At 66.7% G+C, this 22,342-nt stretch carries 21 protein-coding genes; 11 read left to right on the top strand and 10 right to left on the bottom strand.

Translation table 11 applies throughout. From position 1 onward, the window contains the following. The first annotated feature begins 143 nt into the window (after nucleotides 1–143). Nucleotides 144–1,319 (top strand): 5-(carboxyamino)imidazole ribonucleotide synthase, encoded by a 1,176-nt coding sequence (locus ACQPZ2_RS38860; RefSeq protein ID WP_433522950.1) that lies wholly within the window; start codon nucleotides 144–146, stop codon nucleotides 1,317–1,319. Then, nucleotides 1,303–1,812, top strand: coding sequence for a 5-(carboxyamino)imidazole ribonucleotide mutase (purE, locus tag ACQPZ2_RS38865; RefSeq protein WP_433527638.1), 510 nt, complete (start codon nucleotides 1,303–1,305; stop codon nucleotides 1,810–1,812). The genes ACQPZ2_RS38860 and purE overlap by 17 nt, the downstream gene beginning before the upstream one ends. On the opposite strand, the gene ACQPZ2_RS38870 is transcribed toward purE, so the two are convergent. The 3 genes from ACQPZ2_RS38870 to ACQPZ2_RS38880 are packed head-to-tail and all read right to left on the bottom strand — an operon-like array spanning nucleotide 1,813 to nucleotide 4,331. Further along, on the bottom strand, nucleotides 1,813–3,126 hold the full coding sequence (locus ACQPZ2_RS38870) for a sensor histidine kinase (RefSeq protein ID WP_433522951.1): 1,314 nt from the start codon (nucleotides 3,124–3,126) through the stop codon (nucleotides 1,813–1,815). It lies immediately after the preceding gene. A gap of 18 nt (nucleotides 3,127–3,144) precedes the next feature. Continuing rightward, nucleotides 3,145–3,822 (bottom strand): response regulator transcription factor, encoded by a 678-nt coding sequence (locus tag ACQPZ2_RS38875; protein ID WP_040686995.1) that lies wholly within the window; start codon nucleotides 3,820–3,822, stop codon nucleotides 3,145–3,147. Then, the gene (locus tag ACQPZ2_RS38880; RefSeq protein ID WP_397053066.1) at nucleotides 3,819–4,331 is read right to left on the bottom strand and encodes a PH domain-containing protein; all 513 of its coding nucleotides are present in this window, start codon (nucleotides 4,329–4,331) and stop codon (nucleotides 3,819–3,821) included. The genes ACQPZ2_RS38875 and ACQPZ2_RS38880 overlap by 4 nt, the downstream gene beginning before the upstream one ends. Nucleotides 4,332–4,601: 270 nt before the next feature. Here ACQPZ2_RS38880 and ACQPZ2_RS38885 point away from each other — a divergent pair, with 270 nt between their 5' ends. Continuing rightward, nucleotides 4,602–5,555 (top strand): acyl-ACP desaturase, encoded by a 954-nt coding sequence (locus tag ACQPZ2_RS38885; protein ID WP_433522952.1) that lies wholly within the window; start codon nucleotides 4,602–4,604, stop codon nucleotides 5,553–5,555. A 49-nt stretch (nucleotides 5,556–5,604) separates the two neighbouring features. On the opposite strand, the gene ACQPZ2_RS38890 is transcribed toward ACQPZ2_RS38885, so the two are convergent. Both ACQPZ2_RS38890 and ACQPZ2_RS38895 read right to left on the bottom strand, forming a co-directional pair. Then, nucleotides 5,605–6,405 (bottom strand): biotin--[acetyl-CoA-carboxylase] ligase, encoded by an 801-nt coding sequence (locus ACQPZ2_RS38890; RefSeq protein WP_433522953.1) that lies wholly within the window; start codon nucleotides 6,403–6,405, stop codon nucleotides 5,605–5,607. Between the two features lie 9 nt (nucleotides 6,406–6,414). Beyond that, nucleotides 6,415–6,594, bottom strand: coding sequence for a hypothetical protein (locus ACQPZ2_RS38895; RefSeq protein WP_433522954.1), 180 nt, complete (start codon nucleotides 6,592–6,594; stop codon nucleotides 6,415–6,417). Between the two features lie 267 nt (nucleotides 6,595–6,861). On the opposite strand from ACQPZ2_RS38895, the gene ACQPZ2_RS38900 reads away from it, so the two are divergent. From ACQPZ2_RS38900 to ACQPZ2_RS38910, 3 genes are all read left to right on the top strand, one after another. Beyond that, nucleotides 6,862–8,502 carry an acyl-CoA carboxylase subunit beta gene (locus ACQPZ2_RS38900; protein ID WP_040686987.1) on the top strand — a complete coding sequence of 547 codons (1,641 nt, stop codon included), beginning with the start codon at nucleotides 6,862–6,864 and terminating at the stop codon, nucleotides 8,500–8,502. A 145-nt stretch (nucleotides 8,503–8,647) separates the two neighbouring features. Next, the gene (locus ACQPZ2_RS38905; RefSeq protein WP_433522955.1) at nucleotides 8,648–8,968 is read left to right on the top strand and encodes an acyl-CoA carboxylase subunit epsilon; all 321 of its coding nucleotides are present in this window, start codon (nucleotides 8,648–8,650) and stop codon (nucleotides 8,966–8,968) included. Nucleotides 8,969–8,972: 4 nt separating this feature from the next. Next, a complete protein-coding gene (locus tag ACQPZ2_RS38910) occupies nucleotides 8,973–9,608 on the top strand; it encodes a Maf family protein (RefSeq protein WP_433522956.1) in 636 nt (211 codons plus the stop codon). On the opposite strand, the gene ACQPZ2_RS38915 is transcribed toward ACQPZ2_RS38910, so the two are convergent. Continuing rightward, nucleotides 9,534–10,319 (bottom strand): helix-turn-helix transcriptional regulator, encoded by a 786-nt coding sequence (locus tag ACQPZ2_RS38915; RefSeq protein ID WP_433522957.1) that lies wholly within the window; start codon nucleotides 10,317–10,319, stop codon nucleotides 9,534–9,536. The two genes, ACQPZ2_RS38910 and ACQPZ2_RS38915, sit on opposite strands and share 75 nt — an antisense overlap. A 167-nt stretch (nucleotides 10,320–10,486) precedes the next feature. Between ACQPZ2_RS38915 and ACQPZ2_RS38920 the strand changes: the two genes are divergently transcribed. From ACQPZ2_RS38920 to ACQPZ2_RS38930, 3 genes are all read left to right on the top strand, one after another. Beyond that, nucleotides 10,487–11,401 (top strand): sulfurtransferase, encoded by a 915-nt coding sequence (locus ACQPZ2_RS38920; RefSeq protein ID WP_433522958.1) that lies wholly within the window; start codon nucleotides 10,487–10,489, stop codon nucleotides 11,399–11,401. A gap of 163 nt (nucleotides 11,402–11,564) precedes the next feature. Then, nucleotides 11,565–13,376, top strand: a complete 1,812-nt coding sequence (locus ACQPZ2_RS38925) for an acetyl/propionyl/methylcrotonyl-CoA carboxylase subunit alpha (protein ID WP_433522959.1) — start codon at nucleotides 11,565–11,567, stop codon at nucleotides 13,374–13,376. Nucleotides 13,377–13,450: 74 nt separating this feature from the next. Beyond that, on the top strand, nucleotides 13,451–14,419 hold the full coding sequence (locus ACQPZ2_RS38930) for a patatin-like phospholipase family protein (protein ID WP_433522960.1): 969 nt from the start codon (nucleotides 13,451–13,453) through the stop codon (nucleotides 14,417–14,419). Here the strand turns inward: ACQPZ2_RS38930 and ACQPZ2_RS38935 are convergent. Both ACQPZ2_RS38935 and ACQPZ2_RS38940 read right to left on the bottom strand, forming a co-directional pair. Beyond that, nucleotides 14,372–16,672 (bottom strand): protein kinase domain-containing protein, encoded by a 2,301-nt coding sequence (locus ACQPZ2_RS38935; RefSeq protein ID WP_433522961.1) that lies wholly within the window; start codon nucleotides 16,670–16,672, stop codon nucleotides 14,372–14,374. The genes ACQPZ2_RS38930 and ACQPZ2_RS38935 overlap by 48 nt on opposite strands. 204 nt (nucleotides 16,673–16,876) lie before the next feature. Beyond that, nucleotides 16,877–18,613: a serine/threonine-protein kinase gene (locus ACQPZ2_RS38940; RefSeq protein WP_433522962.1), complete on the bottom strand. Its 1,737-nt coding sequence runs from the start codon at nucleotides 18,611–18,613 to the stop codon at nucleotides 16,877–16,879. Between the two features lie 195 nt (nucleotides 18,614–18,808). On the opposite strand from ACQPZ2_RS38940, the gene ACQPZ2_RS38945 reads away from it, so the two are divergent. Continuing rightward, nucleotides 18,809–19,222, top strand: coding sequence for a DUF1707 SHOCT-like domain-containing protein (locus tag ACQPZ2_RS38945; RefSeq protein ID WP_433522963.1), 414 nt, complete (start codon nucleotides 18,809–18,811; stop codon nucleotides 19,220–19,222). Continuing rightward, complete coding sequence (locus ACQPZ2_RS38950) at nucleotides 19,222–19,560, top strand: hypothetical protein (protein ID WP_433522964.1); 339 nt, start codon at nucleotides 19,222–19,224, stop codon at nucleotides 19,558–19,560. The genes ACQPZ2_RS38945 and ACQPZ2_RS38950 overlap by 1 nt, the downstream gene beginning before the upstream one ends. Nucleotides 19,561–19,573: 13 nt before the next feature. On the opposite strand, the gene ACQPZ2_RS38955 is transcribed toward ACQPZ2_RS38950, so the two are convergent. After that, entirely contained in the window at nucleotides 19,574–20,785 is a 1,212-nt protein-coding gene (locus tag ACQPZ2_RS38955; RefSeq protein WP_433522965.1) for a hypothetical protein, read from the bottom strand. Nucleotides 20,786–20,950: 165 nt separating this feature from the next. Beyond that, nucleotides 20,951–22,300 (bottom strand): L-lysine 6-transaminase, encoded by a 1,350-nt coding sequence (lat, locus tag ACQPZ2_RS38960; protein WP_433522966.1) that lies wholly within the window; start codon nucleotides 22,298–22,300, stop codon nucleotides 20,951–20,953. Nucleotides 22,301–22,342 lie beyond the last annotated feature (42 nt).

Here is a 22,342-nt window from a genome sequence, read left to right on the forward strand (position 1 = left end):
TGGCGCTCGGACATGACAAGATTGCACGACGTGAGGGAGCGAAGCGAGCGAACCATCAACACAGCCCCCATGGGGGGGACGCCGGAGCCGAGCGTCAGCGAGGTGCAGGCGTGACCCCCAGCCGTTCATTCGATCCTGCCGCTATGCCCACCGTGACCATGATCGGTGGTGGCCAGCTCGCGCGCATGACGCACCAGGCCGCTATCGCGCTCGGTCAGCGGCTGCGGGTGCTGGCGGAGAATCCGGATGACCCGGCCGCACAGGTGAGCCCCGAGGTCGTACTGGGCAGCCACACCGATCTGACCGCGCTGCGCAAGGCCGCCGTCGGTTCGCACGCGCTCACCTTCGATCACGAGCATGTGCCGACCGAACATCTGGAGGCCCTGGTCGCCGAGGGCGTGAATGTGCAGCCGCCGCCGCACGCGCTGGTCTTCGCGCAGGACAAGCTCGCCATGCGGACCAAGCTGTCCGAGCTCGGGTTGCCCGTGCCCGCCTTCGTGCCCGTTACTTCGGCGGCCTACGCGGTGCGATTCGGTGACGAGCACGACTGGCGGATCGTGCTGAAGGCGGTCCGCGGCGGCTACGACGGGCGCGGCGTCTGGATGCCGGAGTCAGCGGCCGAGGCCGAGACGATCGTTTCCGATCAGCTCGCGCACGGTGTACAACTCCTCGCCGAGGCCAAGGTGGATCTGAAGCGCGAACTGTCGGCGATGGTGGCGCGTTCGCCATTCGGTCAGGCCGCGACCTGGCCGGTGGTGGAGACGGTGCAGCGCAACGGCCAGTGCGCCGTGGTGATCGCACCCGCACCGGACCTGAGTGACGAATCGGCCGCGCGGGCGGAGACGCTCGCGCTGAACCTGGCCAAGGAACTCGGCGTGGTCGGTGCGATGGCCGTCGAACTCTTCGAAACCAATGACGGCGCGATCCTGATCAACGAACTGGCCATGCGCCCGCACAACTCCGGCCACTGGGGCATGGACGGCGCGTGCACCGGCCAGTTCGAACAGCATCTGCGCGCGGTGCTCGACTATCCGCTCGGCGACACCAGTCCGTTGGCGCCGGTCACGGTGATGGCGAATATTCTCGGCGCGGCCGAGGCGCCGGCCATGTCGATGGACGAGCGGCTGCACCACCTCTTCGCCAGACTGCCGCAGGCGAAGGTGCACCTGTACGGCAAGGGCGAACGCCCGGATCGCAAGATCGGGCATATCAACGTGCTCGGCGACGATGTCGCCGTGGTGCGCGAGCAGGCCGAGCGCGCGGCGCACTGGATGTCGCACGCGATTTGGACCGACGGATGGGATCCCCACGGTGAGTAATGCGCAAGTTGGCCTGATCATGGGCAGCGACTCCGACTGGCCGACCATGGAGGCCGCCGCGATCGCCTTGGCGGAGTTCGATATTCGATTCGAAGTCGGCGTCGTCTCGGCGCACCGCACACCCCAGCGCATGCTCGACTACGCCCGCGAGGCGGCGGGCCGCGGCTTGAAGATCATCATCGCGGGCGCGGGCGGCGCCGCCCACCTGCCAGGCATGGTCGCTTCCGCCACCCCGCTCCCGGTCATCGGCGTCCCGGTCCCGCTCAAATATCTCGACGGCATGGACTCCCTGCTGTCGATCGTCCAGATGCCCGCGGGCGTCCCGGTGGCCACCGTCTCCATCGGCGGCGCCCGCAACGCCGGCCTGCTCGCCGCCCGCATCCTCGCCACCGCCGACCCAGCCCTGCGCGCCCGGATGGAGCAGTTCCAGGCCGGCCTGGAAGCCATGGTCCTGGAGAAGGACGATGCGCTGCGCAGCAAACTCCTCGGCTGACTAGCGCGGCTCGGGCACCTGCGCGCCGTTGGGTGTGCGTTGTGAGGCGCTCGATCCGAGGAACATCGCGAACAGCGCGGGGCGGCGGCGCTGCAATTCCAAGCGTCCACCGTCGGCTTCGATGAGTGCCCTGGCGAGGGCGAGTCCGACACCGGTCGAGCCGCCGGCGGAGAAACCGCGGTCGAAGATGTGCGGCGCGAGTTCGTCACGGACGCCGTCACCCTCGTCGGCGACCTCGACCACCACCAAGGGCTCGCGTTCGCTGACGGTGCGCACGGTGCGCACCGATACCGTGCAGGTGCCGCCGCCGTGCATCAGCGCATTGTCGACCAGCACGGCGAGTGCTTCGCGCAGCCGGGAACCGGTGATCGGGGCGCGCAGCGATTCGTCGCCGATCAGCCGCAGGATCCGGCCCGCCTCGGTGAACGGATGCGACCATTCCTCGACAACACCGCGCAGTTCGTCCATTACCGGCACCGGATCGCGATCGGCGGCATCCTCGTCGCGCGAGGCCCGCACCAGATCGTCGATCGCATCGGTCAGCCGGTCGACCTGCGCCATTGCTTCCTCGGCCTCGTGCACCACGGCCGGATCGGAATGCGCGGACAACTCGTCCAGCCGCAATCGCACCGCGGTCAGGCGACTGCGCAGCTGATGCGAAACATCCGCGACCAGGGCGTGCTCACGCTGCAGTCGCCCGGCGATCTCGACGGTCGCCGAATCGAGCACATCGGAAACCCGGTCCAGTTCGGAAATCCCGTGCCGCCGCGGATCCGGCCGGAAGTCCCCCATCGCGAGCCGCGCGGCGCGGGCCGCCACGTCGCGGAGCGGATCGGCGACCCGGCGCGCGGTGATCATCGCCACCGACACCGCCGCGCCCAGTGAGGCGAGCACCGCGAAGGCGACCACCGCGACGGCCTGGATCTGCCGCGTATGCATCGGCCCCGACGGCACCTCCAGGCGCAACGAACCCTTGGTGCCCATCGCCAGCGATTCCACCACCGGATCGTGGACCTGCTCCGCGCCGATATCGAGCCGGGACGCGTTGTCCCGCGGCGCCGGATAGATGATGGTCAGCTTGCCGTCCTTGGGGATCAGCGGCCGCACCAGCCGGGTGTCGAGTTCGCCGAGCACCGCGCCGTCGCCGTGCTCCTGGGCGATGATCTCGGAGGCGATCCGCTCGAGCCGGTTCTCCAGATCGTTGCGGGTGATGTCCTCGACCCAGAGCCACGCGGTGTAGATCAGCGGGACACCGAGCACCACCGTGGTGATGGTCAGCACGGTGAGTATCGATCGCAGAATTCTGCGTCTCATATCAGTTGCGCCGCACCATCAATCGGTGTTCAACCGGAAACCGACACCGCGGACGGTGACGATGCGTCGCTCGGCCATCGGGCCCTCGTCACCGATCTTGCGACGCAGCCAGGACATGTGCATATCCAAGGTTTTCGAACCACGCAGCTCGGCGTCGCCCCACACCTCGCGCAGGATCGTCTCGCGCGGCACCACCTGGCCCGCGCGATCGATCAATACCTTGAGCAGCTCGTATTCCTTGTTGGCCAAACCGACTTCGACGCCGTTCACCAGCACCCGGCGCGCCGCCGGCTCCAGCCGGATACCGCCGACCTCGACCGCCTCGTCACCGATTCCGCTGCGCCGCAACAAAGCTCGCACCCGGGCGAGCAATTCGGCCAGCCGGAACGGTTTGCCGACGTAGTCGTCCGCGCCCGCGTCCAGCCCGACGACGAAGTCCACCTCATCGGTGCGCGCGGTGAGCATCAGGACGGCCAGATCGGCACCGCGGGCGCGCACCTGCCTGCACACCTCGAGCCCGTCCATACCGGGTAGGCCGAGATCGAGGATGAGCAGATCATGATCGCCCTCCAATGCGCGTTCGAGCACCGCGGGCCCGAAGCGTTCCACGGTGACCGAATAGCCCTCGCGCCCGAGCGCACGCGACAGCGGTGCGGCGATGGCCTCATCGTCTTCGGCCAGCAGTACGGCGGTCATTGACCCAGATTATCCCGGGATTCCTCGAACACCTGCCGGTACAGCAGTGCGTGCACCTTCTGCACCTGCGGGATGTCGTCGTATTCGAGCGGTTCCTCCGAGGACGATCCGATGATCAGGGTGCCGGTGCCGAGCATCCGGTCGAACAGCCCGTGCCGGAACTGCACACTCGAAATCCGGCTCATCGGAATATCGATGCCGGTGTGGGTGATCACGCCCTGCCGGATGAGCACCCGGCGGTCGGTCACGATGAAGTGTGTCGACTGCCAGCTGATAATCCTTGCGACACAACGCCATACGATGATGCCGAGCCAGACGACCAGCACCACGATCAGCAATACCGAGCGGGTCGTGCCCTCGGTCCTGCGCCAGATCAGTCCCCCGGCGAATCCGGCCAGCGCGGTCGCGATGATGAGCGTCACGATCGGCCAGAACAGCATTTTCCAATGCGGATGACGATGGAGTATCAACTGCTCGTCCGGGGCGAGCACCTCCTCCGGATAACCCATGCCGGAACCCTACCGCGAGAACACGCCGGAAAGCGTGGACAGCGACGCGCGCCGTGCTGCACAATCGGCACCTTGCGCCGTCGCTACCTCGAGAGGCTCTCGAGCAACCTCGAGATTCCGCACAGGATCGCTCCATAGCCTCGATCCGACGGCAGCCGCTCGACCCGGCTCTGCCGCTCGACTAGCTCTCGTTTTGTTCTGCTCAACGCTCTGCCTGTGAAAAGACAAGTCCGGCTTGACAAGACGTCGAAAACGATCGTGGAGGCGTGTGTGACCAAGGATCTGACCCAGCTGGAAATCCTGACCGAACTCGAACCGGTGGCCGAGGAGAATCTGAACCGCCACCTGTCGATGGCCAAGGACTGGCACCCGCACGACTACGTCCCGTGGGACGAAGGCCGCAACTTCGCCGCGATGGGCGGCCAGGACTGGGAGCCGGAACAGTCCAAGCTGAACGAGGTCGCCAAGGCCGCGATGATCACCAACCTGCTCACCGAGGACAACCTGCCCTCCTACCACCGCGAGATCTCGGAGAACTTCTCCTCGCACGGCGCGTGGGGCACCTGGGTCGGGCGCTGGACCGCCGAGGAGAACCGGCACGGCATCGTCATGCGCGACTACCTGGTCGTCACCCGCGGGGTCGACCCGGTCGCGCTCGAGCAGGCCCGCATGATCCACATGACCCGCGGCGTGCATTCGCCCGACGCCTGGAGCGGATTCCTGGTGAATGTCGCATATGTGACCTTCCAGGAACTGGCCACCCGGGTCAGCCACCGCAATACCGGCCGGGTCTGCGACGACCCGATCGCCGACCGCATGCTGCAGCGCGTCGCCGCCGACGAGAACCTGCACATGATCTTCTACCGCAACCTCTGCGCCGCGGGCCTGGATCTGGTGCCCGACCAGGCGATGGCGGCGATCACCAAGATCCTCACCAACTTCGTCATGCCCGGCTACGGCATGCCCGACTTCCGCCGCAACGGCGCGCTGATGGCCAAGCACGGCATCTACGATCTGCGCCAGCACCTCGAAGAGGTGGTGCAGCCGGTGCTGAAGAAGTGGAATGTCTTCGACCGCAACGACTTCGGACCGCGCGGCGAACGGGCGCGCCAGGAACTCGGCGAATTCCTGGAGAAGCTGGAGAAGGACGTACTGAAGTTCGAGGAACAGCGCGACCGCCTGCTCGCCCGCGAGGCGGCGCGCGGCATCATGCAACCGGTCTGATCCCCTGACGCTGGAATCCTTTGTCGGCTGCCCCGCAAGGGATTCCAGTTCAGTAGTCGGCGCGCAGGTGGGTTACATCGGCGGCGGAAACGACGTGCTCGCCGATGCGCAGGCGGCCCGCGCTGTCGACATCGGTGGCAATGCCCTCGAGGGTCTGGCCGCCGGGCAGTTCGGCGCGCACGGGTGCGCCGAGGGTGGCGCAGCGGTCGCGGTAGACGCCGATCAGGTCGGTGGTGGCCCAACCGGCGTCCCGCCACGCGGTGAAGCGGCGGGCGAATTCGGTCAGCAGTGACCGCACGAGCTCGGTGCGGTCGGTGACCTTCGCCCCCGCCAGCGTGAGCGAAGTGGCATGCGGCACCGGCAGTTCCGCCTCGGTGAGACCGACGTTCAGGCCGATCCCGACGACAATGGCGGGCGCCCCACCACCGGAGGCGACTTCGGCCAAGATGCCCGCGACTTTGCGGCCATCGATCAGCACATCGTTGGGCCACTTCAGATTCGCGTCCACACCGGCGGTCGCGCGCAGTGCGTCCACCACGGCGACACCGGTGAGCAGCGGCAGCCAGCCGAGCGCGGCAGGCTCGATGCCGGGCAGCCGCACCAACACCGACATCGCTATCTGTGCGCGCGGCGGGCTGACCCAGCTCCGAGCGTGCCGACCCCGGCCCTGCTCTTGGGTTTCGGCGAGCAGTACCGCACGATCGGCGTCGAGCTCTCCGGCCCGAGCGATCAGGTCCGCATTGGTGGACCCGGTCGACTCCACCACGGCGATGTGGGAGAAGAACGACAGCTCGGGCGACTCGGTGAGACTGCGCCGCAACTGCTCTGCATCCAACGGTGGCCTGTGCACACCGGCAGGCTATCCGACGAGGTCGTACTCGCGAATCGGTACCGCGACGGACATGCCGTCATCGGATTCCGCGTCGACCTCGGCCCACTCCTGCGGATCCACCACGATCGGCTCGGTTTCCACGGTCTGCCAGCTGGTCCACGAGGTCGCCGCGGCGTGCTCGGCGACTCTGCTGCTCCATCCCCACATGATTTGCTCCTCAGCTAGGTGTACGTCCTCCCATGCACCGCACTGCCCCCTTATCTCGAGCTGAAATGCGAACGTCCTCAGGGTATCCGGGCACCGCCGCACAGCTCCACTGATTTTCCCGCCTCTAGCACCGCGTTCGGGTCGGCATTCGACCAGGAAGTTTGCCGCCATTCACATGTTGGAACATGATCTAGCTGCGGTTTTCTACTGACCGGTAAGCGACACTCGGTTACCGAGAGGCACTGGCACTGGTTACACTCCGGAGCCATGACGAGTGTCCAGCACCAGCCCGCATCGGAATCGGCGGGCGCCCCCGATATCCACACCACCGCTGGGAAGCTGGCTGATCTGCGGAATCGGCTGGAAGAGGCCAAGCACCCCATGGGTGAAGCCGCGGTCGACAAGGTGCACGCCAAGGGCAAGATGACCGCCCGTGAGCGCATCCTCGCACTGCTGGACGAGGGCTCCTTCGTGGAACTGGACGCGCTGGCCCGCCATCGCAGCGTGAACTTCGGCCTGGAGAACAACCGGCCGCTCGGTGACGGCGTGGTGACCGGCTACGGCACCATCGACGGCCGCGACGTCTGCATCTTCAGCCAGGACGTCACCGTCTTCGGCGGCAGCCTCGGCGAGGTCTACGGCGAGAAGATCGTCAAGGTGATGGATCTGGCGCTCAAGACCGGCCGCCCGCTGATCGGCATCAACGAGGGCGCGGGCGCACGCATCCAGGAGGGCGTCGTCTCGCTCGGCCTCTACGGCGAGATCTTCCACCGCAATATCCAGGCTTCGGGCGTGATCCCGCAGATCTCGCTGATCATGGGTCCGGCCGCCGGTGGGCACGTCTATTCGCCCGCGCTGACCGACTTCGTCGTCATGGTCGACGGCACCAGTCAGATGTTCGTCACCGGACCGGATGTCATCAAGACGGTCACCGGTGAGGACGTCACCATGGAGGACCTCGGCGGCGCGCACACCCACATGACGAAATCCGGTGTCGCGCACTATGTCGCCTCCGGCGAGCAGGACGCGCTGGACTACGTCAAGGATCTGCTGAGCTACCTGCCGAGCAACAACCGCGCCGAAGCCCCGCGCTTCCCGGCCACCGACCCGATCACCGGCGCCATCGAGGATTCGCTCACCGACGAGGACCTCGAGCTGGACACGATCATCCCGGATTCGCCGAACCAGCCCTATGACATGCACGAGGTCATCCGTCGGCTGCTCGACGACGACGAATTCCTCGAGGTGCAGGCCGAGCGCGCGATGAACATCATCGTCGGCTTCGGCCGGATCGACGGCCGCAGCGTCGGCATCGTCGCCAACCAGCCGACCCAGTTCGCGGGCTGCCTCGATATCGACGCCTCGGAGAAGGCCGCGCGCTTCGTGCGCACCTGCGACGCCTTCAATATCCCGATCATCACCCTGGTCGATGTTCCCGGCTTCCTGCCCGGCACCGGCCAGGAATACAACGGCATCATCCGGCGCGGCGCGAAGCTGCTCTACGCCTACGGCGAGGCCACTGTGGGCAAAATCACGATCATCACCCGTAAGGCTTACGGTGGCGCCTACGACGTCATGGGTTCCAAGCACATGGGCGCCGATGTGAACCTCGCGTGGCCGAGTGCTCAGATCGCGGTGATGGGCGCCTCGGGCGCCGTCGGCTTCGTCTACCGCAAGCAGCTGCAAGAGGCCGCGAAGAGCGGAAACGATGTCGATGCGCTGCGGCTGGAGCTGCAGAACGAGTACGAGGACACCCTCGTGAATCCCTACGTGGCCGCCGAGCGTGGCTACGTCGACGCGGTCATCCCGCCCTCGCACACCCGCGGCCAGATCGTCTCGGCGCTGCGTTTGCTCGAGCGCAAGATGGTCACCCTGCCACCGAAGAAGCACGGCAACATTCCGCTGTGATCAAGCGATAACCTCGATGGGCCGCGCACACTGGTTGCAGAGACGCAATGAGTCGATTCGAGGATGATGATCGCTTGATCCATATGTCTTCGAGTTGGGCATGGGCTCGATCGAAATAGAGAGAGGATCTGGCACTGTGACGACCGTGGCAGATGAAGATGTGTTGACCGCCGTCGAACTGGATCTCACAGTCGACCCGATCGCGGATGCGGTCGAGGCGGCCGCACCAGCGGCAGCACCGGCCCCAGTGGTGGCCGAGCAGCCGTTCATCCGAGTCATCAAGGGTGCGCCGTCCGATGAGGAAGTCGCGGCGCTGGTATGTGTGCTGTCGGCGGCCGCGAACGGTACCGCGAGTAGCGGACCGGTCGGTCCGTCCGACTCCTGGGGTCGCCCGACCCTGATGCACCGCGGCACCTCGCCGTTCTCTCCATACTCCTTCCCGCAACTGTCACACCTGCGCGACTGATCGGATGACGAGACTCGTTCTCGCCTCCGCGTCGCCCGCCCGCCGCGTGGTATTGCGCTCGGCGGGCATCGAACCCGTCGTCCGGATCTCCGATGTCGACGAGGACGCCGTTGCCGCGGCACTGCCGCCCGGCACGCCGCCCGAAGTCGTCGTGGTAGAGCTCGCACGGGCCAAGGCACGGTCGGTGGCCGCCACGATTCCGGATTTCGCCGCGGATTGCGTTGTGGTCGGCTGTGATTCGATGCTGCTCGTCGACGGCGAACTCCAGGGCAAGCCGCATACACCCGAGGTCGCGCGGGCCCGCTGGTCCGAAATGGCCGGGCGCAGTGCGGATCTCATTACCGGCCACTGCGTCCTGCGCATGCGCGACGGCGAAATCGTCGCCGAATCCGTCGACTGCAGTTCCACCACAGTGCATTTCGCCAAGCCCGAACCCGAGGAGCTGGACGCCTACATCGCGACCGGCGAGCCGTTGCAGGTGGCCGGTGCTTTCACTCTCGATGGCATGGGCGGTTGGTTCGTCGATCGCATCGACGGCGATCCGTCGAGCGTTATCGGGATCGGACTACCACTGCTGCGCCGACTGCTTGGCGACATTGGGGTCGGCATTGCGCAGTTGTGGCGCCATTCGCCCAGCTGACGGCGGTGCGATCCGCGCCTCCGCCCCGGCTTCCGCGCCGATCGGCACCGGTGTCGCGTCGCGCTCCGGCTCCCGCCGTGCCATGAGTTCCAATCGAACCACGCAAAGCTCCGGCTCGACGAACGGTTGCAGCCGGACATTCACCTCACCGCGCACGCCGTTCCGGTCGAGCACCTCTTTGATCAAGCCCAGGTGCACGCCGCACACCACCTCGGAATGGGTGCGCGCGAGTTCGCGCAGCGGGCAGGCGGTGAGCCGGATCAGGACCTGCTGATCGGTTTCGGCGGCCGCGTCACGCTCCGGCGCGAAACCCAGTTCGGACATCAGCGTCATGGTGACGTCCTTGGCGTCCTCCAGCGATTCGACCGCGTGGTCGCCCGCGTCGAGTTTGGCGCCCCAGGCACGTCCGGCGGCAATGGCCGCCTCGGAGCGACGCCGTGGATCGGGGCCGAGCTGATCGGCCAGGACCTGGGCCAGTTCCTGATAACCAACCGATCGCTGCACCGCGCTGTAGCCGATGCGCGGGCGCCCGCGGCCGCGCGGTGGTTGTTGGAACTGCCGCACCAGCGATTCCCTGGTAAGCACATCCAGATGGAACCGAACAGTGGTGACGTGCTGTCCGGTGATTCTGGCCAGTTCTTGGGCGTCGAGAGGTTCGCTGGCGCCACGTAGGATCGCGAGCAGTCGACGCCTCGGCCAAGAATCGGACATAGCTCACCCCTCCTCCCGGGAGACTTTATCGGATGAGGGTGCGATTTATTCGCCCATTCAGCCGATTTGTGATCTGAAACGAGTTTCACTAACGCCTCACACCTAACATCGGCGTGAGACCCGAACCGCTGTAACCACCCGTCTACCTCGTGTGAAGGACCCATATCGTGCCCGTTGCCCCGGACTCTCATCCAGCCTTCGGTTCGTACGCACATCCTCACCGACTAGTAACCACAGAGTGGCTGTCGGCAAACATCGGCACGCCGGGGCTGAAGATCATCGAGTCCAATGAGGACATCCTGCTCTATGACATCGGTCACGTTCCAGGCGCCACCAAGGTCGATTGGCGAGGCGACCTCAACGATCCGGTTACGCGTGACTATATCGACGGTGTCCGGTTCACCGAATTGATGCGCGCCAAGGGAATCGAGCGCGACGATACCGTGGTGATCTACGGCGATCGCGGCAACGCGCAGGCCGCGCATACGTTCTGGGTCTTCACCCTGTTCGGGCATCCGGATGTGCGACTGCTCGACGGCGGACGGGACGCGTGGATCTCCGAGGTGCGCGACACCACCTTCGACCTGCCTTATCTGCCGCGCAGCGAATATCCGACGGTCCGGCGCGATGACAGTTCGGTGCGGGCGTTCCGCGAGGATGTGCTCGCCCACCTCGGCAAGCCGCTGATCGACGTGCGCTCCCCCGAGGAGTACTCCGGTGAGCTGATCCAGCCGCCCGCCAATCCCGAGGACGCGGCGCTGCGCGGCGGACATATTCCGACCGCGACCAACATTCCGTGGACCGAGGCCTTCCACAGCGACGGGCGCTTCCGTTCCCGCGCCGAATTGGACGATATCTATGGCGCGCTGGCGGTCGCGGATGATCTGGTCGTTTACAGCCGGGTCGGCGAGCGGTCCAGCCACACCTGGTTCGTACTGACCTATCTGCTCGGGTTCGACAGCGTGCGCAATTACGACGGGTCCTGGACCGAATGGGGCAACTCGGTTCGCATGCCGATTGCCAAGGGGTATGAACCGGGTGACGCACCGACGGCCGGTACCCGCAAGGCGCGCGCCCGATAGCCGTGATCTGGGCGCATCACAACCGAAGGCGCATTGTGATGTGCGACCTACTGTGGAGTAGGGCTATCCGAGTGCGGCGGTTGTTGGCAGACTGCCTACACTCGCCCGAGACGGAAGTATGTCGACCACGGGGCGACCAAGAAGATTGCTAACAGGAGGCTCAGTGCCCAGCCATGCCAGCGCGCGGATATCGAAGGTACTCGTAGCTAACCGAGGCGAGATCGCCGTTCGCGTGATCCGGGCGGCCAAGGATGCCGGTATCGGCAGTGTCGCGGTGTACGCGGAGCCGGATGCCGATGCCCCCTTCGTGAAACTCGCCGACGAGGCGTTCGCCCTCGGCGGGCAGACCTCGGCCGAGTCGTACCTCGTCTTCGACAAGATCCTCGACGCCGCGGCCAAGTCCGGCGCCGACGCCATCCACCCCGGCTACGGATTCCTTTCCGAGAACGCCGACTTCGCCCAGGCCGTCATCGACGCCGGGCTGATCTGGATCGGCCCCTCCCCGCAGTCCATCCGCGACCTCGGTGACAAGGTCACCGCGCGCCACATCGCCGAGCGTGCGAAGGCGCCGATGGCGGCGGGCACCAAGGATCCGGTCAAGAACGCGGCCGAGGTGGTGGAGTTCGCCAAGGAGTACGGCGTGCCCGTCGCGATCAAGGCCGCCTTCGGTGGTGGCGGTCGCGGTATGAAGGTCGCGCACACCATCGAGGAGATTCCGGAGCTGTTCGACTCCGCTGTCCGCGAGGCCACCGCGGCGTTCGGTCGCGGTGAATGCTTCGTCGAGCAGTACCTGGACAAGGCCCGCCACGTCGAGGCACAGGTCATCGCCGACAAGCACGGCAATGTCGTCGTTGCCGGTACCCGTGACTGCTCGCTGCAGCGCCGGTTCCAGAAGCTGGTCGAGGAGGCGCCCGCGCCGTTCCTGACCGATGATCAGCGCGCGCGTATCCACGCTTCGGCCAAGGCCATCTGCAAGGAAGCCGGTTACTACGGTGCGGGCACCGTGGAGTACTTGGTGCAGGGCGACACCGTGTCGTTCCTCGAGGTGAACACCCGCCTGCAGGTCGAGCACCCGGTCACCGAGGAGACCGCCGGAATCGACCTGGTGCGTCAGCAGTTCCGCATTGCCGAGGGCCACGAGCTGGCGATCAAAGAGGATCCGACGCCGCGCGGGCACGCCTTCGAGTTCCGGATCAACGGTGAGGACGCCGGTCGTGGCTTCCTGCCCGCGCCCGGTCCCGTTTCGGTGTACGAGGAGCCAAGTGGCCCCGGTGTGCGCGTGGATTCCGGTGTGGTGCAGGGCAGCGTGATCGGCGGTCAGTTCGACTCGATGCTGGCCAAGCTGATCGTTACCGGCGAGAACCGGGAGCAGGCGCTGCAGCGGGCCCGGCGCGCGCTGGCCGAATTCCACGTCGAGGGGCTGGCAACGGTCATCCCGTTCCACCGCGCGATCGTCGAGGATCCGGCGTTCATCGGTGACGGCGAGAAGTTCGACGTCTACACCAAGTGGATCGAGACCGAGTGGGTCAACACCGTCGAGCCGTACACCCCGGCCGGTGCCGCCGCTGACGAGGACGAGGATCTGCCGCGGCAGAAGGTCGTCGTCGAGGTCGGCGGGCGTCGGGTCGAGGTGTCGCTGCCGGGCAACTTCACCGCCGGCGCCGGCGCCGGCGCCGCGGGCGCGGGCAGCAATGGCGCCGGAGTGATCCGCAAGAAGCCCAAGCCGCGCAAGCGTGGCGGCGCGGGCGGCGGTGCGGCCTCCGGTGACGCGGTCACCGCGCCGATGCAGGGCACCGTGGTCAAGGTCGCGGTCGAAGAGGGCCAGTCGGTCGAGGCGGGCGATCTGATCGTGGTGCTCGAGGCCATGAAGATGGAGAACCCGGTCAACGCGCACAAGGCCGGTGTGGTCACCGGACTGTCCGTGGAGGCGGGCGCGGCCATCACCCAGGGCACCGTGCTGGCAGAGATCAAGTAAACAGCTGGCGAAGACCGTCTCGGAGCGGGCGCTGGACAACGACGTCCGCGCCCGCTCTGTCGTATCGTGGATCGGTGACCAGCTCTGCCGTCGTGCCCACCGTCGCGGAGGTCATCCGCGGCCGTCGTGAATCAGCCAGCCGCGCAGACGGATACCGCCTCGCCTTGGTCGTCGAGGGTGGTGGCAGCCGCGGCGTCTACTCCAGCGGGATGGTGCAGGCGCTAGAGGAACTCGGGCTCGCCGCGGTTTTCGATGCCGTATACGGCACTTCGGCAGGCGCGATCAACGCGGCCTGGTTCTTGTGCGGGCGGGCACTGTCGGGCATGCGGGCCTGGACCGATCCGGTGATCATGCGGCGCGCGGTCGATCCGGCCCGGCTGCTGCGCGGGCGGCCCGCCTTCGATCTGGACTACCTGGTGAACGAGGTCTACGACGGCATCGAGCCGATGGATTTTCCGGCAATTCTGGCCAATAGCACCACCTTTCATCCGATCGGCACCGATATCCGCACCGGGCACGCGGTCGATCTGCGCCGTCACATTGTCGACAAACCCACGCTGATGACGGCATTGCGGGCCTCGGCGGGGCTGCCGATTCTCGCGGGTCCGCCGGTGCCGCTGGGCGGTGCCGAATACCTCGACGGCGGGCTGTCCGAAACGGTGCCGATCCGCACCGCGGTGCGCGACGGCGCGACGCACGCCTTGGTGCTGCGCACCCGGCGCACAGATGAAAAACGCCCACCAGCGCCTCGGCTGCACCAGGTCGTCGGGGGTAGCTATCTGCGTGTCAGGGCACCGGGGGCCTACCGCGCCTGGCTGCAGCGGCCGCATCAGCAGGCCGTCGAGGACAACTTCCTGGCGGGTCTCGGGGACGCGGCTCTGCAAATCCACCCGCCCCTCGGCTCCCCGGATGTGGACAGCGCCGCACGCGATACCGCGCTGCTCTACCAGGCATTGACGATCGGACGGCAAGCCGTGCATGCGTCCCTGGCCGCGTTAGTTCAGTTCGACGGTGGCGCCGTTGGAGAGCATGAAGTCGTGTAGTTCGAGCCGACTCGGGGTGGCATCCTGCGCGACGTCGAAGACCAGCTGGGTGGTGGCCGATTGGCCCGGCTGGAGTTCGAACGAGTAGCCGTAGCGGCGCTGGGTGGTCTGCCACATGGTCGCGATCGCATTGTGGTCGACCTGGCGGCCCTGGGTGTCCACGAGACGTTGACCGACGGGCAGGAACCACTTCGGCTCATCGGAGATATTGCGGACCGCCACTGTGACCACGGAGTAGGAGCCGCTCGCATTCTGCAATCCGATCCGCGAGACACCGGAATCCACCGAGGTGACCACGAATTCGAACTTGCCGTCGCGCACCGGGCTGTTCAAACCCGCGGACACCGGCGCTGGCGGCTCGGCTGATTGCGCGGTATCGCCGTCGCGCACCGCAACCGATGGATCGGCCGTGCGCGTACCGCCGCCACTGCCGGTATTGCCGAAGGCGATCAGCGCTGCACAGCCCGCAGCCAGCATGAACGGGGTCAGGAATAGGACGACGAGTGCGCCGACCACCCTGGACAGGAAGGACTTACGGCGCCGACGCTGATACTTGCGTGGCGGTGACGCGATCCATGGGCGGCGCTGCGAGACCGACCAGCGGGGGGCAAGCGGAGCCCGCTTCGGTTGTGGTGCGGCCCGTTTCGCTGCGCGCACGACCGGCGTCGGTTGGACCGCAGGACGATTCGGTGACCATGGGGAATGCTGCGGCGCGGCGGGTCTCACCGGTGACGGTGCCAATCGGGTTGCCACGAGCGTCGGCGTTGGGCCGGGCTCGGGCAGGATCTTGGTGGGATCGAGTGGCTTCGGCGACTTGACGGGTGACGCTGGTGATTCTGCCGACGGAGACGGCGTGTGTGTCTCCACCTGTGTCGGCGCGTGGGTCTCCACTCGCGTCCGCGCGGGTGTCTCTGCTCGCGTCGGCTCGTGGGTCTCCACTCGCGTCGGCGAGTGCGTCTCTACCCGTGTCGGCGCGGGTATCTCCACCCGCGTCGGTGTCGGCTGCTCATCCGCTACAAGCCCTCGCGTCTCAGGTGACGACGAGGGCGCATCCGGAAGCGGCGGAGGCGGTGTTGCCATTCGTGATAGCGGCGCCTGCGTCTCCGCTCGCGTCGGCGGGTGCGTCTCCACCCGCGTGGGTGTCGGCTGCGCATCTGTGGTCGGCCGTCGGGTCTGCGGTAACGGCGCGTGCGGCTGTCGTGCGCCTGAGAGCGGAGGCTGGGGTGCCGACCGCGGCGTATGCGACTGCGGCGCATCCTGGTGCGCAGGCTGCGCTGCAGCCGATTGCGACGCGCGCGGCCGCGGCGCATCTGGGAGTAGAGGCTGCGCGGAGAACACAGCTGGTGGCCGAGCGGATGCAGTCGGCACATCGGGTGTCGAGTGCTGGGCCGAGGGGGTGGCCACGTCGGGTGCCGATGGATGCGGTGCGGGGTGTGGGAGGCGCGCGAAGGCGGCGGCTGTGTAGGCGGCGGCGGCGAATTCGCGGGCGGAGGGATAGCGGTGGGTCTGGTCCTTGGCCATGCCGCGGGCGATTACCGCGTCCAATTCCGGTGGGACAGCGCGGTTCACGGTCGACACGCGGGGCGGGTCGGTCATCAGGTGGCCGTGCATCTGACGGGCCGGGTCGGTGTCGCCGTAGGGGCGGCGGCCGGTCAGGCATTCGTAGAGGACGCAGGCCAGGGAGTAGACGTCGGAGCGGGCGTCGACGGTGCCGTTGAAACGTTCCGGCGCCATATAGGCCCAGCTGCCGATGGCCATGCCGGTGGCGGTGACGGCCGTCTGGCCCAGGCTCTGCGCGATGCCGAAGTCGATCAGATATGCATGCCCACCGGTGCCGACCAGGATGTTCGACGGTTTCACGTCACGGTGGATCAGCCCGGCTCGATGCGCCGCATCCAAACCCGAGGCCGCCTGCGTCACGAAGTCGACGGCCGCGGTGGGTGTCAAAGTGCCGACCCTGGCCAGCATTTCGGCCAGGTCGATGCCATCGATGTACTCCATATCGATGTACAACCGACCGTCGAGTTCCCCGAAACCGTGGATCGGCACGATATGCGGATGTCGCAGACTCGATCCGAGCCGGGCCTCCCGCTGGAACCGCTTTCGATAGTCCGCATCGGCGGCCACCTGCTCCGCCAGCACCTTCAGCGCGACCGTGCGCCCGGTTTCGCTGTCATGCGCCAGCCATACCGCCCCCATACCGCCCCGCCCGAGCAAACGGTCGAGCCGGTACTTCCCGAACTGTTCCCCCATCACTGACCTCCATCACTGGGACGAGGCAGGTGGCCGCGCCATTGCGGAGTGGGGCGGCAACCCGATCGAAACCGCATCCCCCGAACCTATCCCCGACCCTAGCCCCGCCACCCATCCTCGAACAGTGTGAGCTCCCCTACGTATTCCTACTCAATCGGCGACGCACGACCGCCGCAAACACCGGGGTGTACCACTCGGCACTGCTCACTTGCCCGGCTTGGCGCGGCCGCCATGGCCGGGCTTGCCCTTGTTCGGCTTGTCGTTGCCCGAGTCGCCGTTGGCCGAGTTGTCCACATGCGGATTTCCATTGCCAACGATCGTGGGTTCCGACTGCTGTTCGGGTATCTCGCCGAAGGGCTGCGCGGGAACCCAATTCGCGCTGCCACCACCTACAGTTCGACATGCCAGCGGTGTTCCGTCGGCAGCAGCGGTAATGCCGTCGATATCCGGATCGCACAGCTGCCCCACACCCGGAATCACCACATTCGGCGACGCCGCCTGCACCGATTCGGTCGGCACCAACGATCCGGGAACGGAAGGCGTAGTCCTGCCAGACGACGGTGCCGCGGAACTCGTTTCGCCCCCCGGCCGCCCCAACCACAGCGCCAGCCCGATCACAGCGACCAACGCGGCAATAGCAACAGCCGCATGCCCCGGACCAACTCCCCACAAACCCTCACTCTCCCCCGACAACTCGACATCTCGCCCCGGCTGCCCCATACCCCCACCAACCCACGTCGACTCACCCGAAGTACAAACATCCCGCGTTCGCTCAGCTGCGGCCGTACCGCCCCGCACCGGCTGCCCCCCAGACCGGCCGCCCCACATCGAATCACGCACACCACCGACATCACGCATTCCCTGCCCCGCGGCCCCGATCTCCGCGCCCTCGAACGGGCCGCCCTGCATCGCAGCATGCGCAGACCCGGCATCTCGCATCTGCTCACCCGCGGACCCAAAGGCCCACATCGAGGCAGCTGCTGACTCAGCGACCTGCATCGGCTCACCGGCAGACTCCGCGACGCGTGGCCCGGCACCGGCGCCGAGCGACTCGGCCGCACGCCATGGCTCGGGCAGGCCATGGTTTGTCGGCACGGTTTCCGCGGCGATCTCGACCGTCGAGGCCTCGCGGCCGGTCACCGCGACATACGCCGCGCAGGCGAATTCGCCTGCGCTGGAATAGCGTTCGCTCGGGTCCTTGGCCATGGCGCGGGTGATGACGGCGGCCAGGGTCGCGGGTACGGCGGGGTTCAGGGTGGTGGCGCTGGGTGGAGCGGTCAGCAGGTGGGCGCGCAGTTGCTGTGGGGAATCGACATTGCCGAAAGGTCTTTGGCCGGTGAGGCATTCGTACAGAACGCAGGCCAGTGAGTATTGGTCCGCGGGCGCGTCGGCGGCACCGTCGAAGCGTTCCGGTGCCATATATGCCAGGGTGCCGACCACATTGCCGTGCGCCGTGATCGCGGGCTGATCAATGCGATGTGCGATGCCGAAGTCGATCAGATGGACGAACCCGGTCGGGCCCACCATGATGTTGGACGGTTTGACGTCGCGGTGCACCAGGCCGACCCGGTGCATGGCATCGAGCGCCATCGCGGTCTGCGCGATGATCGCCACGGCACCCGCTGGATCCAGCGGCCCGGCGTCGCGCAGCAATGCGCTGACATCGGTGCCCTCGATGAACTCCATATCGATATAGAGGCGGCCGTCGAGTTCGCCGAAGGCGTGGATCGGAACCCGGTGCGGTCCCGGGGCCTGGGCGGCCAGGCGAGCCTCCCTGGTGAACCGCAGTCGACAGGTCGGATCCGCGGCGTGCGAGCAGGCCAGCACCTTCAGGGCGACGGCGCGGTCCGCGACCGTATCCCGGGCAAGCCAGACCTGCCCGGTCCCACCGGTGCCGAGCAACCGATCGAGGCGGTAGTGGCCGAACCACGTCTTGCCCATGTCGAACCTCCTACTACCTTCCGTTCGTCTTTTAGCTACCCGAAATCCACACCGGCATTACAGATTCCGCGAATCGGTTCCGGCGGCAGAGCCGATCATGACGCAACCGGCCCGCTCGGCGTCGCGAAATTCGACGAGCACGACGTCGATGCGGTGGCGCGGGAGCGTTCAGTAAGAGCCGCTAGCCTTGCTGTTATGAGTGACCTGCCCGAGATTCGCATCGGCACCGCGGAGCGTGAGCAAGCGATGCAGCGCCTGTCCGATCATTTCGCCGCCGGGCGGCTCAGCGTTGCGGAGTTCGACGAGCGCAGTGCCGTGGTCGCGGCCGCGCTGACTCGCGGCGACCTGGACAAAGTCTTCGTCGACCTGCCCGAACCCGCCCCTGTCGCGGCGGTGCCCGCCAAGCGCGACTCCGGGTTCATCGCCGAGTGGCCGGAGCGGGCGATGGCGGTGATCCCGATCGTCGCCGTCATCCTCTTCTTCGTCACCGGCAGCTGGCTCTGGTTCCTCGCCATCCCGCTCGCGGGCGCACTGCTGTTCGGCGGTCGGCACGAGCATCGACGCCGCCGCCCGCGCGACCGTCGCCGCCGCAGGGAACTGGAGGACTGATGGAACCCGTCGAGATCAATGCGGGCACCTGGTACCTGCGTGCCCTGCGCGCCGACGATCGCATCGATGACCGCCCCGCCCTCGCCGACGGCGGCATCACCGATCCGAACTACGTCACCCTCCGCACCGAGCAGTGGGCGGACGAATCCCACTTCTCCTGGGCCGTCTGCGAACCCACCACCGCCGAACTGGTCGCCGAAATCGTCGTGACGCCCGGTGCAGGCAACACCGCCGAACTGACCGGCTGGGCCCGCCCCGGTTACGAGCCCGCCCTCGAAACCGGAACCACCGCGGTTCGCCGTTTCGTAGAGGGCGGCCTCGGCCTCCGGCTCCCTTGAGCCGGAAGCCGACTCAGCGCATCACACCGGTATGTCCGGTGGAGTAGCGGCCCGGCTGCGGCCATATGATGAGTCCGTGCGCCCCACGCCCTACGGGTATGCGCGCCAACAGGTTCCAGTTCTCGATATCGATGGCATACACCTCAGCGTGGTTTCGACCCGATACCCAGAAAACGCGGCCGTCCGCGGAGAGGTTGCCCATATCAGGACTGCCGCCGCCCGGTATGAACCACTTGCGCACCAGTGCATTCGCGGCGAAATCCCAGACGGAGATGCTGCCCTCGCGCCGGTTGGTGATGAGCATCTGCTTGGAGTCGCGAGTGACATACAGGCCGTGCGTACCTTTGCCGGTCGGCACGAAACCTGTGTTCTCCCAGGACGATGCGTCAATGGTGTAGATGCCGTCCGCGACCATATCGGCGATGAAGAAGGTGCGCCCGTCCGGGGACAGCTTGACGTCCTGCGGCATGCCACCACGACCGCCCGGCAGGTCGATCATCTTGACCACCTCGCGCTCGGCCACATCGAAGACCAGCATGCGGCCGATGAATTCACAACTGACCAGGGCGAATCGACCGTCGGCTGTGAAGTCCATATGGTCGACGCCCGCGCAGTCGGGCACCGCGAGGGCGTGCACCTTCTGCCAGGTGTGCGGATCGTAGAAGTCCAGCGACTTATCCGCCTCGGCGACGACCAGCGCGTATCGGCCATCCGGTGTGTAGTACATGTTGTAGGGGTCGCGGACCGGGAAGGGCTCGCCGGGTTTGCCGGTGCGTGGATCGATCGGCAGCAGGGTGCCCCCGCCGATCGGCAGATCATTGGTGACATACAGCGTCTGCATGTCATAGGACGGCACCACATGCTGGGGTTCTCGACCACCGGCCGGGAAATTGTCGATCACTTGGAACGTTGCCGGATCGATCACCGAAACCGAATGCGATTCGCTGTTCGGCACGTAGACCAGGGGCCGATGATCGGCCACCGCCGGGCTCAACTCCCGATTCGCGGCATAGACGTCGGTCGGCGACAACGGCGGCGGCATACCGGGTAGCAGATTCTCCAGATGCGGCGGTGCCGCGCTGGTCGGGGCGGCGACCGTGGTGGGCGGCACAGTCGTCACACCCACCGATCCGGCCTCGCTCGGGGCGCACCCCGCGACCGTCACGAGGACGGTCAGCGCGGCGAGCAGTGGTGCGCAGGTTCGGTGCTCGCGCTGTCGGTTCACGCGCTGCACCGTGCCAGGAGGTGGTGAAGACGAGATGACATGGGTGCGAAGCCTAGGCGCTGGCGCCCGGATTCCACAGCAATCGCCGCCCGGTGCGCGACGGATTGCCCGAATCATCCGGAAATGCGTACTCGGACAGTCAAATTTCCGTTTGCGGTCGGATAACTATCCGGCGTCGTTGAGCACCCGATCGAGCGCATCGACCACGGCATCCAGCTCCGATTCGGTAACGGTGAGCGGCGGCCGGAACCGGATGCCCCGTTCGCCGGTGCCGAGAATCAGCACATGCTCGCGTTCCCGCAGCGCGGTCAGCACCTCGTCCCGCAGTTCGGCCGAGGCCAGCGTGATGGCACACATCAAGCCGCGTCCGCGCGGTTCGGTAACCCGAGGGTGGTCGCCCGCAAGCTGTTCCAGACGCCGCAGCAGGTGGGCGCCGAGCGGCCGGGACCGCTCGATCAGCTCATCGCGCTCGAACACCTCGAGGATGCGCCGGGTCCGGACCATATCGGTGAGATTGCCGCCCCAGGTGGAATTGATCCGAGAGCTGACCACGAAGACGTTGTCGGGCACCTCGTCCACGCGCCCGCCCGCCATAATGCCGCAGACCTGGGTCTTCTTGCCGAACGCGACAATATCGGGCTCGAGCCCGAGTTGTTGGTAGGCCCAAGTGGTTCCGGTCATGCCGACGCCGGTCTGCACCTCGTCGAGGATGAACAGCGCGTCGTTCTCGTGACAGAGCCGCTGCACGGCCTGCAGGAACTCCGGGCGCATATGCCGGTCGCCGCCTTCGCCCTGGATCGGTTCGGCGATGAAACATGCTATGTCGTGCGGGTTTTCAGCGAAGGCGTGGCGGGCCTGGTCGAGCGCGTGTGCTTCGGCGGCGGCGATATCGACACCATTGGCAAGGAACGGCGCATCGATGCGCGGCCAATCGAACTTGGGGAAGCGGGCCGTCTTCACCGGGTCGGTGTTGGTCAACGACATGGTGTAGCCGGTGCGGCCGTGGAACGCTCCGGTCAGGTGCAGCACCTTGGTGCCGAGTTCCGGTGCGCGCCCGTGGGATTCGTTATGCCTGCTCTTCCAGTCGAACGCGACCTTGAGCGCGTTCTCCACCGCCAGTCCGCCGCCGTCGATGAAGAACAGGTGCGGTAGCCGGGTGTCGCCCAGCACCCGCACGAAAGTTTCGACGAAGCGGGCCATCTCGACGGTGTAGATATCGGAGTTGCTCGGCTTGTTGAGCGCCGCGACGCTCAGTTCCGCGCGGAACTCTTCGTCCTCGGCCAGGGCGGGATGGTTCATGCCGAGGGCATTCGAGGCGAAGAAGCCGAACATGTCGAGGTAGGAGCTGCCGTCTCGTTCGTCGACGATCAGGCAGCCACGGGATTTCCGTAGATCCAGCACCAGGTCGAATCCGTCGGCGAGGATGTGTGCAGACAGGATCTCGTGTACCCGGGAGGCGGGGGTGACCGGTGCAGTGCCACTCCCCGCGCGGGTGCGCTCCAGTTCGATGGTCACACCCGTAGGGTACGTAAATCTTTACGAAAGTTCTACGGAATA

It is taken from the genome of Nocardia pseudovaccinii (genome assembly GCF_050942345.1).
GTDB lineage: Bacteria > Actinomycetota > Actinomycetes > Mycobacteriales > Mycobacteriaceae > Nocardia > Nocardia pseudovaccinii.

Coding starts and splice junctions, on each gene's coding strand:
- ACQPZ2_RS38860 (WP_433522950.1), top strand. CDS start 144: ATGCCCACCGTGACCATGATCGGTGGTGGCCAGCTCGCGCGCATGACG.
- ACQPZ2_RS38870 (WP_433522951.1), bottom strand. CDS start 3,126: ATGAGACGCAGAATTCTGCGATCGATACTCACCGTGCTGACCATCACC.
- ACQPZ2_RS38875 (WP_040686995.1), bottom strand. CDS start 3,822: ATGACCGCCGTACTGCTGGCCGAAGACGATGAGGCCATCGCCGCACCG.
- ACQPZ2_RS38880 (WP_397053066.1), bottom strand. CDS start 4,331: ATGGGTTATCCGGAGGAGGTGCTCGCCCCGGACGAGCAGTTGATACTC.
- ACQPZ2_RS38895 (WP_433522954.1), bottom strand. CDS start 6,594: ATGTGGGGATGGAGCAGCAGAGTCGCCGAGCACGCCGCGGCGACCTCG.
- ACQPZ2_RS38900 (WP_040686987.1), top strand. CDS start 6,862: ATGACGAGTGTCCAGCACCAGCCCGCATCGGAATCGGCGGGCGCCCCC.
- ACQPZ2_RS38910 (WP_433522956.1), top strand. CDS start 8,973: ATGACGAGACTCGTTCTCGCCTCCGCGTCGCCCGCCCGCCGCGTGGTA.
- ACQPZ2_RS38915 (WP_433522957.1), bottom strand. CDS start 10,319: ATGTCCGATTCTTGGCCGAGGCGTCGACTGCTCGCGATCCTACGTGGC.
- ACQPZ2_RS38935 (WP_433522961.1), bottom strand. CDS start 16,672: ATGGGGGAACAGTTCGGGAAGTACCGGCTCGACCGTTTGCTCGGGCGG.
- ACQPZ2_RS38940 (WP_433522962.1), bottom strand. CDS start 18,613: ATGGGCAAGACGTGGTTCGGCCACTACCGCCTCGATCGGTTGCTCGGC.
- ACQPZ2_RS38945 (WP_433522963.1), top strand. CDS start 18,809: ATGAGTGACCTGCCCGAGATTCGCATCGGCACCGCGGAGCGTGAGCAA.
- ACQPZ2_RS38950 (WP_433522964.1), top strand. CDS start 19,222: ATGGAACCCGTCGAGATCAATGCGGGCACCTGGTACCTGCGTGCCCTG.